Source organism: Streptomyces iconiensis (assembly GCF_028657195.3).
GTDB classification, from domain to species: domain Bacteria; phylum Actinomycetota; class Actinomycetes; order Streptomycetales; family Streptomycetaceae; genus Streptomyces; species Streptomyces iconiensis.
Genome location: NZ_JANCPR020000063.1, coordinates 1 through 14,493 on the forward strand (window position 1 = coordinate 1; position 14,493 = coordinate 14,493).

The following is a 14,493-nucleotide window of genomic DNA, read 5'->3' on the forward strand; positions in this document are numbered from 1 at the left end:
GCCCCCCTCTAGGACTCCCCCCGCCCGTATCGGGGCCTGGTCCGAAGTGCTTGTGTCGCAGCCTCGGGGGACATGTCTTGCCGCGTCCTTCAGGGGCAGAGGGGGGCGAGGGCTTGGGAAGTCAAGGGCCGGACGGCTCCTGTGCGGGGGCGTGTGGGCGGCCCTAGGCTGTGCGGCCTTCGCGCTTTGGGGGGCTCGTGAACGGTCTCCGTGTGGTTGTTGTCTGCCTGTTCCTTGCGTGTGTCGCGTCGGTTTCGCCTGCTTCGGCTGTGGCGCCGGGTTGGTCGGCGTTGCCTGTGCCTGCGGCTGCTGTCTCGCCTGTGACCGTGTCGGATCTTGCCGCCCGGGGGTCGGGGGAGGCGTGGGCGACCGGGTACGAGCATGCCGGCGACGGGCTGCGGCCGATGCTGTACCGGTGGGACGGCGTGGAATGGAGCCGGGACACCTCCTTCCCCGGTGCCGGTGAGCTGGGCTGGCTCGGGAAGGTGCAGTTCGTCGGTAAGGAGGTGTGGATCTTCCATAACCGCGGGGGTGAGGGGGAGATCCTGCGCCGGTCCGCGGGTGGGTGGAGTGCCGTTCCGCTGCCGCAGACGCTGTGGACCTATCAGGACTTCGCCGCGGTGCCGGGTGCGGCGTGGGTGGTCGGTGAGGACGACAGCGGGCTGAAGGTGCTGCACTACGACGGGTCCGGCTGGACCACGCAGTCGGCGCCTGACGGTGTGCATTACGTGATGGGGATCAACGCGCGTGCCGCTGACGACGCCTGGGCCTGGGGGGACAGCAGCACCGGGACCAGCGTTCTGCGCTGGGACGGGAAGGTGTGGCGGGACGCGAAGGTGGCGCTGCCTGCGAACAGCAACGTGCACACGGTTCTGCTCGAACGGGCGGGGCGTGTCACGGTCGGTGGCAGTCAGTACGGGGACGACGGGGGCCGCACGTATCTGATGGCCTGGAACGGGCGTGCCTGGCGCACCTCCTTTCCGCCGCTGGGTGACACCTACACCGAGGCCATGGTGCGAGGTCCTGACGGTGCGCTGTGGCTGCCGGTGCGCAGCGACCGCGCTTTCCAGTCGAAGTACGCGCGGCTGGAGGGCCGCCGCACCACCTTCTCCTACGGGCCCGAGCGCACGAACGCGATCGACGTCAAACCGCGTGAGCTGGCGCGGGCCGGGTCCTCGCTGCTGGCCTTCGGGACCGTTGAGATCTACGGCTCCAAACCGAACCTGATGAGCGAGCGGCTGGGAGGCTGACCATGGCACGCCGACTTCTCGTTCTGGCCCTCGCCGTCGCCATGACCCTCGTGGCCCTCGTGACCTCGGCAGCGGCGGAACTGTCCTGGCAGCACGTTCCGGTCCCGGAGCAGGTACGCCCGCAGGCCGGGCTGAACGAGGCCGTGGCGTTCGGGCCTGACCAGGCGTGGGCCGTGGGTGCCGATGCCGTCGGGCGCGAGGCGCCGGGCTTCCCGCTGTTGCTGCGGTGGGACGGAACCGCGTGGCAGCGCCAGAATCTGCCCGGGGTCCGCTGGCAGGGAGAGCTGCTGTCCGTCGCCGCGACCTCGCCGACCGCCGTATGGGCGGTCGGCCGCGACTCGGCGGGCGGCGCCCGCCTGCTCCGCTTCGACGGCAGCGCCTGGAACGAGAGCCGCGCGCCGCGCGGTGTCGTGCTGACCAGAGTCGTCACCGGCGGCGGCGAGACCTGGCTGATCGGTTCGCGGGACGGCGCGCAGGTGCTGCTGCGCCGGGACGGGAACGGCTGGCGGGACATGCCGGTGCCGCCGGGTGCCGTGTACGGCCTGCATGTCCTGGCCTCCGGCGACGTATGGGCGGCGGGCGCCTCCAACTCGGGTGCGACCGTCTCGCACTGGGACGGGCAGGAGTGGCAGCAGACGATCGTGTCCGGGTTCCCGCGGGCGGCCGTGGGCAGTGTGCTGGCGGTCTCGCCTACGGAGGTGTGGGCGGGTGGCACGGCCGGGTTCGTCGGTGGTCCGGTCGGCAAGCCGATTCCGCCGCTGCTGGTCCGCTTCGACGGGGAGGCATGGGACAGGGTGGCCGTGCCCACCGACTTCGGCTCGATCAGCTCGCTGGCGCCCGCCACCTCCGGTGAACTGGGCTGGGTCTCGGTGGCGCGCTCGCAGAAGTGGGCCCCGGGCGAGGTTCCGCCGATTGTCCCCGGGCCGGATTTCCTCGCCTGGGACGGAGAGTCGTTCACCGGGCAGAGCGAGCCCGCGGTGGCCGGGGAGGGGGAGTCCTGGACGCTGCGGCTGGCGCCGGTGCCTGGCACGGCGACGGTGTGGTCGGTCGGCAGGGCCGACGGGCCCCAGGGCGCCTTCGCCCCGCGCATCCTGCGGTTCGGCTGAGACGAGGGGGTTACTTGGAATCGGGAAGCACACGAGGGACGCTGGCGGGACGCCAATGGGAGGAGCACGGCATGCCCGCGAAGACCAACCGTCCACCACGGGATGCCGTACGGCATCCCGTGTTCGCCCGGTGTTACGCCCGTATGAGTGTGATCAGCGACCAGCGCGCCGGAACAGCGGCACACAGGGCGGAGCTGCTGGCCGGGCTCTCGGGCCGCGTTGCGGAGATCGGCGCGGGCAACGGCCGGAACTTCGCGCACTACCCGGACACCGTCACAGAGGTCGTCGCGGTCGAACCGGAGCGCACGATGCGGCAGTTGGCGGCTGAGGAAGCGCTCGGTGTGAAGGCGAACATCGATGTGCTGCCCGGTACGGCGGAAGAGCTGCCGCTGGCGGACTCCTCGTGCGACGCGGCCGTCACCTCGCTGGTGCTGTGCTCGCTGCCGGATGTGAAGCGCGCGCTGCGGGAGATCGCCAGGGTGCTGCGTCCTGGCGGTGAACTGCGGTTCTACGAGCACGGCGTGGCCGAGGGGCGTCCTGGCCTGGCCGCTGTGCAGCGCGCCGTGGACGCAACGGTGTGGCCGCGCCTGTTCGGTGGCTGTCACACCTCGCGGGAGCCGTTGGCCGACATCGAGGGCGCGGGCTTCACGGAGTTGGAGTTCCGGCGGGTGCGGGTACCGGAGGGCGGGCCCGCGCTGCCGCACGCCTTCCATGTGCTGGGGCGGGCCCGGCGGCCGTAAGAGGACGGCACGGGGTGACTACAGGGTCCAGGTGCGCAGTTCGGCGGCGATGGCGTGGACGTCAGCCGTGCCGTCCTTGATCAGGCGGGCCAGATCGCGGATGCGTTCGGGCGAGACCACGACCTTGAGGCCACTGGCGACGAGATATCCGTAGGCGACCGCCGAGGCGAACATCGCGTTGGAGCGCTCCAACGCCGGTACGTGCAGCAGGAGTTGGAGCAGCGCGGCGGCGCGGTCGGACGGCTCGGCGTAGACGGGGCGCTCGAATATGGCGGCTTCGTGCCTGCTGACGGCGGCGACAAGTGCGCCGTAGTCGGTGACGCGCGGGTCGCCGGGGGTCTTCTCCTCGGCGAGGATGAGCAGCCAGGCGAGGTCGATGCGTACGGTCACGCCTTCGGACGGCTTCCGGTCCCGCTTCCGCCGCTCTCTGGGGCGCCGAACTCCTCGGAGAAGATCGATTCATAGCTCTTCATGAAGTCCGATGCCGCGTCCACGAAGGAGCGGCCGACCTCGGCCGCGTCGCGCTGGACCAGCTCCTCGATGTACCTGTTCACGCTCACCCCCTGGGCGAGGGCCCGCTCCCGGGCCGCCTGCGCCGTCGTCTCGTCCACGCGCACGTTCATCTGTGTCTTGGCCACCTCTTCAAGCTAGCACTATTCCGCTAGCCCCCGCCAGGCTGCCGGGACCGCTGCCGGGGCTTCCAGTGGGCCGCGGGCGGCCTGACCGTGCGGCGGCCAGCCCCGCTGGGACCGCAGCAGAGCGGTGAACGCGCTCTCCGCGGGAGACAGCAGCCGGTCCCGGCGGCGTACGAGGCTGATCGGGCGGGCACGCGGCGCAGGACGTACGGGCAGCACGGCAAGGGTCCCGGCCCGTACGTCGACATCGACGGCATGCTCGGAGATCAGCGCGAGGCCCAACCCGGCCGAGACGCACTGCTTGACCGCCTCGGGCCCCCACACGTCGCCGCGCGCCGCACCGTCGAGGCCCCAGTCCGTGAGCACCTTCTCCTGCAGCTCACGGGTCTGTGAGCCGGGCTCGCGCAGCAGGAAACGCTCCCCGGCCAGCGCCTCGGGCGCGATACCGCCGCCGCCGGTTCCGTGGGCGGCCAGCGGGTGCGCGGGCGGCGCGACCAGGACGAGGCGTTCGTCGAGGATGGTCTCGGCCACCAGTTGGGTGGCGTGCGGGTTACCCGCGACGACGGCGACGCCGATCTCGCCGCTGAGCAGCCGTTCCTGTACGGCCTCGTTGTTGCCGACGTAGATGTCGCACTCGATGCCGGGGTGCGCGGCGCGGTACCTGGCGAGGAGCGAGGGCAGCAGATAGGTGCCGACGGTGGTGGAGCCGCCGACGAGCAGCCGCCCCGTGACCAGGCCGCTGACCTGGCGTACGGCGGCGACCGCCTCCTCGGCGAGCAGAAAGACGCGCTTGCCGTAGGCGGCGAGGACCTCGCCCTCGGCCGTCGGCGTCGCACGGACGCCCGAGCGGTCGATGAGCGGGACGTGGAGGGACTGTTCCAGGCGGCGCACCTGGTTGGAGACCGAGGGCTGGCTCATGTACAGCTCGCGGGCCGCGGCCGAGAAGCCCTGGTGCTCGACGACCTGCATGAAGATCCACAGTCGGTGCAGGTTCAGTTCCACGGCGCTCCCCCTCCCGCTGAAGATCGGCCGGCCGCTGAAAGATCGGCGGAGCGCCGCGAGCGTAACCCGGAAACGCGCTGGCGGGGAGGGGTCCGGGGGGCGCCCATATGGCTATGCGGGCTATAGCGCTTCCGGTGGTTCTGCGCGTCTCACGGCCGGTGTTACCCATGACGGCAACGCGGCACGAACGCCGCGGGCTTCTCCCCACCGACCGACCACAGGGATGGACACGTACATGAGGGACGCCGATTCCGCGCTGCCCGCACGGCTGGAGATCAACGGACGCTCGTACGCCTGGCCTCGCCGGCCCGTCGTCGTGGTGTGTGTGGACGGAAGCGAGGCCGCGTATCACGAACGGGCCATCGCCGACGGCCGGATGCCGTTCCTGGAACGGATGCTGACCCGGGGCGGTGATCTGCGCGCCGAGTGCACGATGCCGTCGTTCACGAACCCCAACAACCTGTCCATCGCGACGGGCGCACCGCCGTCGGTGCACGGCATCTGCGGCAACTACTTCTACGACCCTGACTCCGGTACCGAGGTCATGATGAACGACCCCGGACTGCTGCGCGCCGAGACGCTGTTCGCGCGGTTCTCGCAGGAGGGCGCCCTCGTCACCGTCATCACGGCCAAGGACAAGCTGCGCCGCCTGCTGGGGCGGGGCCTCAGGGGCGGCATGTGCTTCTCGGCGGAGAAGGCGAGCGAGGCGACCGAGGAGGAGCACGGCATCGCGAAGGTGCTGGAGCGCACCGGCATGGAGCAGCCTTCGGTCTACAGCGCCGAGTTGAGCGAGCTGGTGATGGCCGCCGGGGTGTCCGTACTGGAGTCGGAGCGGCCGGAGCTGATGTATCTGTCGCTGACGGACTACATCCAGCACAAGCACGCGCCGGGCTCGCCCGTGGCGAACGACTTCTACGCGATGCTGGACGGCTACTTCGAGCGGATCGACGCACTGGGCGCCGTACTGGTGGTGACCGCGGACCACGGCATGAACGCCAAGAGCGACGGGGCGGGCGAGGCGCGGGTCGTCTTCCTCCAGGACGAGCTGGACGCCCGGCTCGGTGAGGGCGCCGCACGGGTCGTGCTGCCGATCACCGACCCGTACACCGTGCACCACGGCGCACTGGGTTCGTACGCGACGGTGCACCTTCCTCAGAGCGCCGATGTCCCCTCCCTCGTACGGGAGTTGGGGGCACTAGGCGGAGTGGAGACGGTGCTCACCCGCGAGGAGGCGTGCGAGCGGTTCGAGCTGCCGGGCGACCGCATCGGTGAACTGGTCGTCATCTCCGAGCGGAACACCGCCCTGGGCACGGTCCCGGCGCGGCACGACATCTCGGGGTTCAAGGAGCCCCTGCGCTCGCACGGCGGGCTGTCCGAGCAGTGGGTGCCGCTGCTGGTGAACGCCGAGGTGAGCGGCCTGCCCGAGGGGCACAGGCTGCGCAACTTCGACAGCTACTGGATCGGTACGGCGCTCGCCGCCGGCTGAGCCCCCTCCCCCTGCCCGTACGCCTCCACACCCTCAGCTCCTCCTGCCGGTGCGGTACGTACCGCAACGCGGCACGTACCGCACTCCCCCGCACCTCCCGCACTCCCCTTTCGCCGAGGACAGGACGCCGCCATGGCCGACCTCGCACCACACGAAAGACAGCAAGAGCCCGAAGAACCGGCCGTCAGCACGCGGGAGGCGGTGGCCAGGACGCGCCCCTGGCCCCGTGTGGCGCGCTGGCGCTGGCAGATCTTCGCCATCACCTGGATCACGTACGCGGGCTTCTACTTCGTCCGGCAGGCGTTCTCCGTCGCCAAGCTCGGCATCCTCGACGACCCTGCGGTCAACGGGGTGCTGACGGAGCGGGTGCTCGGCGTCGTGGACGCGGTGTATCTGGTCGCGTACGCGGTGGGCCAGTTCACCTGGGGCATGTGGGCCGACAGGTTCGGGCCGCGGGTGGTGGTCGCCGGCGGCATGGTGGGCGCGATCCTCGCCTCCCTCGCCATGGGGCTGAGCGGCGCCCTGCTCGTCTTCGCCGCCGCGATGGTCGTCCAGGGCCTCGCACAGTCGGCGGGCTGGGCGCCGCTGTGCAAGAACATGAGCAGCTTCTTCACGGTGCGCGAACGGGGCAGGGTGCTGGGGGTGTGGAGCACCAACTACGCCTTCGGCGGCCTGGTCGCGCCCCCGTTCCTGGGCTGGTGGGCCTACGCGGTCCTCGACTCCTGGCACGCGGCGTTCTTCGCGGGCTCGGCGACGCTCGCCGTCGTGCTGGTGCTCTTCCTCGTCTTCCAGCGCGACAAGCCACAGGACGTGGGCCTGCCACCGCTCGCGGACGACGCCGAGGAGCTGATACGGGCTCAGAGCAGGCAGGCGGAGAGCACGCGGGCGGAGGACGTACGGGAGCAGGGCGAACGGGCGGAGGACGTACGGGAGCAGGGCGAACGGGCGGCGGACGTAAGGGAGCAGGAGGGCACGGTTGCGCGGCGGGGCGCGCTCTCGCTCTACCGTGAGACCCTGCGCGACCGCATGGTGCTGACGCTCGGCGCCGCGTACTTCCTGCTCAAGCCCGCGCGTTACGCGATCCTGCTGTGGGGTCCCGTCCTGGTCAGCAAGCGGCTGCCCGAGGTCGACAAGGTCGGCGCGACACTGATCCCCATCGCCTTCGGTGTCGCGGGGGTCGCGGCGCCCATCCTCATCGGCTGGGTCTCCGACAAGGTCTTCCGCTCGCGCAGGGTGCCGCCCTGTGTGCTCGCGCTGGCGCTGCTCACGGTGGCGATGGCGCTGTTCATGCCGCTGACGGCGGCACACAACCCGGGCGTGATGATCGCCGTGCTCGCCGTGATCGGCCTGGCCGTGTACGCGGCCGACGCGATGATCTCGTGCGTGGCCGCCGTCGACTTCGGCTCCGAGGGCGGCGCGGGTACGGCCGCCGGGCTCGTCAACGGCTGCGGCTCCCTCGGCGCCGTGCTCGGCGGGCTGCTGCCCGGGTTCCTTTCGGGCAGCGCGCTCTTCTACGGCTTCGCGGGCGCCGCTCTGCTCGCCGGGCTGCTGCTCCTTCCGCACTGGAACAGGCGGCCACGCGCCGCCGACCCCGCCGCCGTCTGACGGGGACCGCCCGAGGAAGAAGGGAAAACGCATGAGAGCCAAGCGAGTTGACACCGTGGTCGTCGGGGGCGGGATCGTGGGCCTGGCACACGCGCTGGCCGCGGCGCGGGGCGGCGACAGGGTCGTCCTCTTCGAACGCGACGACTTCGCCGCCGGCGCCTCGATACGGAACTTCGGGATGATCTGGGCGGTGGGCCAGCAGCGCGGCGCCGTCTACGAACGCGCGCTGCGCAGCCGCGAGGTGTGGCTGGAGATCGCCGCCATGACCGGCATGTGGGCGGCGGAGACCGGCTCGCTGCATCTGGCGCACCACGAGGACGAGGTGGCGGTGCTGGAGGAGTTCCTCACCGCCTCCGCTCCCGCCCGCGAGCGAGGAGCGCGGATGGTCACGGCGGCCGAGGCCGCCGCACGTGGCCCTGCGGTGCGCGAGGAAGGGCTGCTGGGCGCGCTGTGGAGCCCTACGGAGGTCAACGTCGATCCGCGTGCGGCGATCCCTGCCGTCGCCGCGCATCTCGCCGGTGAGTACGGGGTCGAGGTGCGGTTCGGTGAGACGGTCCGGGGCATCGACATGCCGTCCGTCTCCACGACGGCGGGCGAGTGGCGGGCCGACCGGGTGTACGTGTGCAGCGGGAACGACTTCGCGACGCTGTACCCGGACGTGTTCGCCACCAGCGGTCTGCTGCGCTGCAAGCTCCAGATGATGCGTACCCGGGTCCAGCCGGGCGGCTGGCAGTTGGGGCCGATGCTGTGCGGCGGGCTGACGCTGCTGCACTACGCGGCGTTCGAGGGCCTGGCGGCGCAGGCCGCGCTGCGGGCCAGGCTCGACACCCAACTGCCCTACGAGAGGGAGCACGGCGTCCACGTCCTGCTCTCGCAGACGGCGGACGGGCGGCTGACCATCGGGGACAGCCACGCGTACGCGGGCACGCACGACCCGTTCCAGGACGAGGGCATCAACGAGGCCGTGCTCCGGTATCTGCGTACGTTCGCGAAGGTGCCCGAGCCGGTCGTGACGGAACGGTGGGAGGGCCACTATCCCTCGCTGCGTGACGGCCGTACCGAACTCGTCGTCAGTCCCGAGCCCGGCGTGACGGTGGTCAACGGCGTGGGCGGCGCGGGAATGACGCTCTCCTTCGGCCTGGCCGAGGAGGTCGTCGGACACGGCGCTCCCGCCCCAACCCCCACGTCCGCGAACACCCCCGTCCCGGCCGGTCCCCGGCCCGGCTAGGCCGTGGGAAACCCTCGCCCTGGGTGACGTCCCGGCCTCGTAGGCGGACAACCCGGACGCGGAAGACCCGGACGCGGAAGACCCGGACGCGGAAATCCTGGTGGGCGCAAACCCGGGGGCCCCCCCCGCCTCTGTGCGGCTCGGCTGCCTCTGTGCGGCCCGGGAGACCGCCTCGTGCGGCTCAGGACGGCGGTCCCGGGGGCCGCCGTCCGTGCAGGTGGGTGCGGCGGGCTCAGTAGCTGATGCAGGCCGAGTGCCACTCGGTGTAGAAGTCGAAGACCTCCGGGGAGCACTCGGGCGGCCCGTACTGCGACGCCTTGCTGCCGACGTGCGGGAGATGGGCGTACGCGCCGACGCCGGGCCGGTTGACGTGCAGCATGCCCGCCTCGAAGCGTTCGACCGCCTCGAAGGCCCGGGCCTGGGAGGCGGTGAAGACCGTCCCCGACATGCCGTACTTCACGGAGTTGGCGATCCGCATGGCGTCGTCGAAGCCGTCGGCGTCCACGACGGCGAGGACCGGACCGAAGACCTCTTCCTGGGCGAGTTCGCTGTCCCAGGGCACGTCCCTGATGACGGTGGGCTGGACGTAGCAGCCGTCGGGGAGCCCGGGGCGCTCCTCGCGTGCCCCGCCGCACAGCACCGTGGCGCCGTCGCGGCGCGCTCCGGCGACCGCGTCCAGTGCCGCTTCCACGCGGGCCGGGCTGACGAGGGGGCAGACTTGCGCGTCGGGGTCGTCGCCGGGGCCGACGCGCAGCTTGGCGACGCGGGCGACGAGGCGGTCGAGGAAGTCGTCGCGCACCCTGACGTCCACCACGGCGCGGCTGGTGGCGCTGCACCGCTGGCCGGCCTGCCCGAACGCGCCGTGTATGACAGCGTCGACCGCCTTGTCGAGGTCGGCGTCGTCGAGCACGACGACCGCGTTCTTGCCGCCGAGTTCGAGCTGTGTGCGCAGCAGGCGTGCGGCGCCACCGGTGTGGATGGCGGTGCCCACACCCAGGGAACCGGTGAAGCTGATGCCCTTGACCTCGGGGTGCGCGACGAGTGCCTCGCCCGCAGCGGCGTCGCCCTGGACGAGGTTGAGGACACCGGCAGGGAGCCCCGCCTCGTGGAAGACCTCGGCGAGCAGCGCGGCTGTGAGCGGGGTCAGCGGGGACGGCTTCAGCACCGCCGTACAGCCGGACAGCAGAGCCGGTGCCACCTTCCACATGGGGATGGCCAGGGGGAAGTTCCAGGGCGAGATGAGCCCTACGACGCCCAGCGGGCGCCGGAAGGTGTAGGCGAAGGTGCGTTCCTCCTCGGCGGGTGCCGTGACACCGCCGAGCAGGCGGGCCTGCCCGGCCGTGAAGTCCAGTACGGCGCGGGCCCGTTTGACCTCGCCCCTGGCCTCGGCCAGCAGCTTGCCCTGTTCGCGGGTGATGGCGCGCACGAACTCCTCGGCCCGCCCGGCGAGCAACGCCGAAGCGGCGGCGAGGTGTTCGCCACGGCGCAGGGAGCCGAGGCCCCGCCAGGCCGGGAGCGCCGCTGCCGCCGCGTCGACGGCGTGGTCCGTGTCCACGCCGCCGGACTCGGTGAACTCGCCGACGGTGTCGGTCACATCGGCGGGGTTGTGGTTGGTGCGGGTCTGGCCCGACTCGGACGGCCGCCATCGGCCGTCGATGAGGTTGAGCGTGTGGTGTGCCGCCACCGCCTGCCGCCGGATGTCCGCGCTGTCTGCCTCGCCGACTGCCTCGCTGTCTGCCATGAAGCGGCCCTTCCGCTGGTCTGCTCGGTCGCGGCCAGGCTCACGCAGTACGGGCGCGCGGACCATCCGTGATTCGCGAATGGGGGCGATAGGGCGCCCCTATGGTCCCTTCGCGCCCACGGTCGGCACGCGGCCGGCACGCGGCTCTCGGGGCCCGGTACGGCGGTCCCCGGGGCCCGTCCGTCTCCCCTGATGTCCTACCCCGAGCGGATTCCCAGGCGGCTGCGGCGCCTCTACTCTCAAGCACTCCAGGGGAGTTGGGACCGGGGGAGGAACAATGTCCACACCGGAGACGGCGAAACCCGACGGGGCCGCCGAGGGCGCGGGGGTCGCCGCGCGTGCCGAGTCGCTCACCAAGGCGTACGGGACGGGACCGACGGCGGTGGTCGCGCTGGACGCGGTCGATGTGACGATCGCACGCGGCAGGTACACGGCGGTGATGGGCCCCTCGGGCTCGGGCAAGTCGACGCTGATGCACTGTCTCGCCGGCCTGGACACGGTCACATCGGGCCGGGTATGGCTTGGAGAGACGGAGGTCACCGGGCTGGACGACCGGCGGCTGACCCAACTGCGCAGGGACCGCGTGGGGTTCATGTTCCAGTCGTTCAACCTGCTGCCGACCCTGTCGGCCGCCGAGAACATCACGCTGCCCATGGACATCGCGGGCCGCAAGCCCGACAAGGCGTGGGTGGACACGGTGATCGGGACGCTGCGGCTGGGCGACCGGCTGCGGCACAGGCCGGCGCAGCTGTCCGGCGGGCAGCAGCAACGGGTCGCGTGCGCACGGGCCCTGGCCTCACGGCCCGAGTTGATCTTCGCGGACGAGCCGACGGGCAACCTCGACTCCCGTTCGGGCGCCGAGGTGCTGACCTTCCTGCGGGCCGCCGTCGACGACCTCCGCCAGACCGTGGTGATGGTCACGCACGACCCGGTGGCCGCCTCCTACGCGGACCTGGTCCTGTTCCTCGGTGACGGAAGGATCGTCGACGAGATGGCGAACCCGACGGCCGAGGCCGTGCTGGAGCGCATGAAGCGCTTCGACGTGATCCGGCACGGCTGAGGGGCGGCGGCCGTGTTACGCGCGACGCTGCGGTCCTTCCTCGCCTACAAGGGCAGGTTGCTGCTGTCCTGCCTGGCCGTGCTGCTGTCGGTGGCCTTCGTCTCCGGCAGCCTGATCTTCTCCGACACCGTCAGCCGTACGTTCGACGCGCTGTTCAAGTCGACGGCCGCCGATGTGACCGTGTCACCGAAGACGGAGTTCGAGGAGGGCGGACAGTTCCCCTCGGGCCGCGTACCGACGCTTCCCGCCGAGGTGCGCGACAAGGTCGCGCGCGTGGAGGGCGTGCAGAAGTCCTGGCTCAACGTGTCGGCGGAGAACATCACCGTCGTCGACAGCGAGAACAACTCGGTCGGCCCGGACACCGGCGCACCCACGATCGCCGACAACTGGTATGTCACGGACCGCAGTCCGGTCGAGCTGACCAGCGGACACGCGCCGCGCGGCCCGGACGAGGCGCTGATCGACGCGGACACGGCCGAGCGCGAGGACCTGGAGATCGGCGACCCGCTGCGCGTCCAGGCCGCGCCCGGCAGTTTCGACGTCCGCATCGTCGGCATCGCCACGTTCACCACCACCAACCCCGGGGCCACCCTCGTCTTCCTCGACACGGCGACGGCTCAGCGCAAGCTGCTGGGCAAGGAAGCCGCGGCCACCGGTGTGCAGGTGCAGGCCGAGCCCGGGGTGGCTGACGCCGCGCTGAAGAAGCGGATCGCGGCTGCGCTGGGCCCGGCGGACTACGAGTACGAGACGGCGGCCGAGCAGGCCACGTCCCAGGCCGAGGACTTCGGCGAATTCATCGACATCCTCACGTATGTGATGGTCGGCTTCGCCGGGGTCGCCGTACTGGTCGGCGTCTTCCTCATCGTCAACACGTTCTCCATGCTCATCGCGCAGCGCACCCGCGAACTGGGCCTGTTGCGCGCGCTGGGCGCCGACCGCCGCCAGGTGCGCAGATCGGTGCTGACCGAGGCGCTGCTGCTGGGCGTGCTCGGCTCGACGCTGGGCCTCGGGGCCGGCATCGGGCTCGCGCTGGGGCTGATCGGCCTGATGAGCGCCTTCGGCATGAACCTGGAGGCGGCCGAGGTCACGGTGCGCTGGTCGACACCGGTGGCCGCTTACGTGGTGGGGGTCGGCGTGACGTTCTTCGCCGCCTATCTGCCGGCCCGGCGTGCCGCGCGGATCTCGCCCATGGCGGCGCTCGCCGATGTGGAGACCACCGGCGTGGGGCGCCCGCTGCGCGTACGCGCCGTTGCCGGGACGCTGATCGCGGCAGCGGGCGCAGCGGCGCTGGTGGGCTGCGCGCTCAGCACGGAGACCTCCGGCGCCTTCCCGCTGCTGGGGCTGGGGATCGTGTGCACGCTGGTGGCCACCGTGATCGCGGGGCCGCTGCTGGTACGGCCCGTGATCCGCGTGCTGGGCGGCGCCTTCCCGCGCGTGTACGGGTCGGTGGGACGGCTGAGCCAGCGCAACGCGCTGCGCAACCCGCGCCGTACGGGCGCCACGGCGTCCGCGCTGATGGTGGGGCTCGCGCTGGTGGTGGGCATGTCGGTGGCCGCTTCCTCGATCACGCTGTCCTTCGACGAGCAGATCGACAGATCCCTGGGCGCCGACCTGGTCGTGCAGAACGACAGCTTCGGGCCGTTCCCGCAGGAGGTCACCGACCGGGTGCGCGGGACGGACGGCGTCGGCACGCTCGTACGGCAGCGCATCGTGCAGACGCGGCTGACCCTCCCGGACGGTGAGGAGGTCATGAGCCCCGCGGCTGCGGCCGACCCGGGGCTGGAGAAGGTGACGTCCGTCGAGTACGTCAAGGGCAGTACGCGCGCCGCGCTGCGCCCTGGACGGACCGCGGTGAGCGAGAGGTTCGCGGAGAAGCAGAACCTGAAGGTGGGCGCACGGCTGTCGGCCAGGCTCGCGACGGGCGAGCGGATGCGGCTGACCGTCGCGGCCGTGACCCGTACGGGCTCGGGCGAAGGGCTCGGCGGCGCGGGCCTGGTGATGGGCCTTCCCACGCTGGAGAAGGCGGCGCCCGGAGGGCTGGACTCCTCGCTGCTGATCACGGCCGCCTCCGGCACGGAAACCAAGGAGCTGCGTGCCTCGCTGGACGGGGCGCTGGAGGGCTATCCGCAGGTCAAGGTGCGCGACAGGGCGGACTACAAGGAGCTGGTGCGGGAGCAGATCGCGGTGCTGCTCTATCTGCTGTTCGCGCTGGTGGGGCTCGCCATCGTGATCGCGGTGCTGGGCGTGGTGAACACGCTGGCGCTCTCCGTCGTCGAACGGACGCGGGAGCTGGGGCTGTTGCGCGCCATCGGCATGTCCCGGCGGCAGCTGCGGCGGATGGTGCGGCTGGAGTCGGTGGTCATCGCCGTGTTCGGAGCCGTGCTGGGCCTCGGCCTCGGGCTGGTGTGGGGCGTGGCCATACGGGAGGTGCTGGCGCTTGAGGGTATGACGGCGCTGGGCATCCCGTGGTGGACGATCGGCGGTGTCGTCGTGGGCTCGGCACTCATCGGCCTCGTCGCCGCGCTGCTGCCCGCACTGCGCGCCTCCCGGATGAACGTGCTCGCGGCCATCGCCCACGAGTGAGGACCAACGCCCGCTCACGGAAGGAGCCTTGACATCGCTCACAGAAGGGGCCTTGAC

At 71.6% G+C, this 14,493-nt stretch carries 12 protein-coding genes; 8 read left to right on the forward strand and 4 right to left on the reverse strand.

Features of this window, described 5'->3' with window-relative positions; all coding sequences use genetic code 11:
• Window positions 1-197 precede the first annotated feature (197 nt).
• From NMN56_RS38115 to NMN56_RS38125, 3 genes are all read left to right on the forward strand, one after another.
• A complete protein-coding gene (locus tag NMN56_RS38115; RefSeq protein WP_274042626.1) occupies window positions 198-1,250 on the forward strand; it encodes a hypothetical protein in 1,053 nt (350 codons plus the stop codon).
• Window positions 1,251-1,252: 2 nt separating this feature from the next.
• Window positions 1,253-2,356, forward strand: a complete 1,104-nt coding sequence (locus tag NMN56_RS38120; RefSeq protein ID WP_274042627.1) for a hypothetical protein — start codon at window positions 1,253-1,255, stop codon at window positions 2,354-2,356.
• 71 nt (window positions 2,357-2,427) lie between these two features.
• The gene (locus NMN56_RS38125) at window positions 2,428-3,096 is read left to right on the forward strand and encodes a class I SAM-dependent methyltransferase (RefSeq protein WP_274042628.1); all 669 of its coding nucleotides are present in this window, start codon (window positions 2,428-2,430) and stop codon (window positions 3,094-3,096) included.
• A gap of 18 nt (window positions 3,097-3,114) precedes the next feature.
• Here the strand turns inward: NMN56_RS38125 and NMN56_RS38130 are convergent, their stop codons facing one another.
• Genes NMN56_RS38130 through NMN56_RS38140 form a run of 3 tightly spaced genes read right to left on the reverse strand, consistent with a single transcriptional unit; the run spans window position 3,115 to window position 4,733 of the window.
• Window positions 3,115-3,486, reverse strand: a complete 372-nt coding sequence (locus tag NMN56_RS38130) for a fic family toxin-antitoxin system, toxin component (protein ID WP_274042629.1) — start codon at window positions 3,484-3,486, stop codon at window positions 3,115-3,117.
• Complete coding sequence (locus NMN56_RS38135; protein WP_274042630.1) at window positions 3,483-3,734, reverse strand: toxin-antitoxin system HicB family antitoxin; 252 nt, start codon at window positions 3,732-3,734, stop codon at window positions 3,483-3,485. Before NMN56_RS38135 ends, NMN56_RS38130 begins: the two co-directional genes overlap by 4 nt.
• A gap of 15 nt (window positions 3,735-3,749) precedes the next feature.
• On the reverse strand, window positions 3,750-4,733 hold the full coding sequence (locus NMN56_RS38140) for a LysR family transcriptional regulator (RefSeq protein WP_274042632.1): 984 nt from the start codon (window positions 4,731-4,733) through the stop codon (window positions 3,750-3,752).
• Window positions 4,734-4,968: 235 nt separating this feature from the next.
• Here NMN56_RS38140 and phnA point away from each other — a divergent pair, with 235 nt between their 5' ends.
• The 3 genes from phnA to NMN56_RS38155 all read left to right on the forward strand — a co-directional run bounded on the left by phnA (window position 4,969) and on the right by NMN56_RS38155 (window position 9,052).
• Complete coding sequence (gene phnA / locus NMN56_RS38145; protein WP_274042633.1) at window positions 4,969-6,219, forward strand: phosphonoacetate hydrolase; 1,251 nt, start codon at window positions 4,969-4,971, stop codon at window positions 6,217-6,219.
• 132 nt (window positions 6,220-6,351) lie between these two features.
• Window positions 6,352-7,824 (forward strand): MFS transporter, encoded by a 1,473-nt coding sequence (locus NMN56_RS38150; RefSeq protein WP_274042634.1) that lies wholly within the window; start codon window positions 6,352-6,354, stop codon window positions 7,822-7,824.
• A 31-nt stretch (window positions 7,825-7,855) separates the two neighbouring features.
• The gene (locus tag NMN56_RS38155; RefSeq protein ID WP_274042635.1) at window positions 7,856-9,052 is read left to right on the forward strand and encodes a TIGR03364 family FAD-dependent oxidoreductase; all 1,197 of its coding nucleotides are present in this window, start codon (window positions 7,856-7,858) and stop codon (window positions 9,050-9,052) included.
• 232 nt (window positions 9,053-9,284) lie between these two features.
• Here NMN56_RS38155 and NMN56_RS38160 read toward each other — a convergent pair whose 3' ends face one another.
• Complete coding sequence (locus tag NMN56_RS38160) at window positions 9,285-10,793, reverse strand: aldehyde dehydrogenase family protein (protein WP_274047410.1); 1,509 nt, start codon at window positions 10,791-10,793, stop codon at window positions 9,285-9,287.
• Window positions 10,794-11,070: 277 nt separating this feature from the next.
• Here NMN56_RS38160 and NMN56_RS38165 point away from each other — a divergent pair, with 277 nt between their 5' ends.
• Entirely contained in the window at window positions 11,071-11,853 is a 783-nt protein-coding gene (locus NMN56_RS38165; protein ID WP_274047411.1) for an ABC transporter ATP-binding protein, read from the forward strand.
• A gap of 12 nt (window positions 11,854-11,865) precedes the next feature.
• On the forward strand, window positions 11,866-14,436 hold the full coding sequence (locus NMN56_RS38170) for an ABC transporter permease (RefSeq protein ID WP_274047413.1): 2,571 nt from the start codon (window positions 11,866-11,868) through the stop codon (window positions 14,434-14,436).
• Window positions 14,437-14,493: the final 57 nt, after the last annotated feature.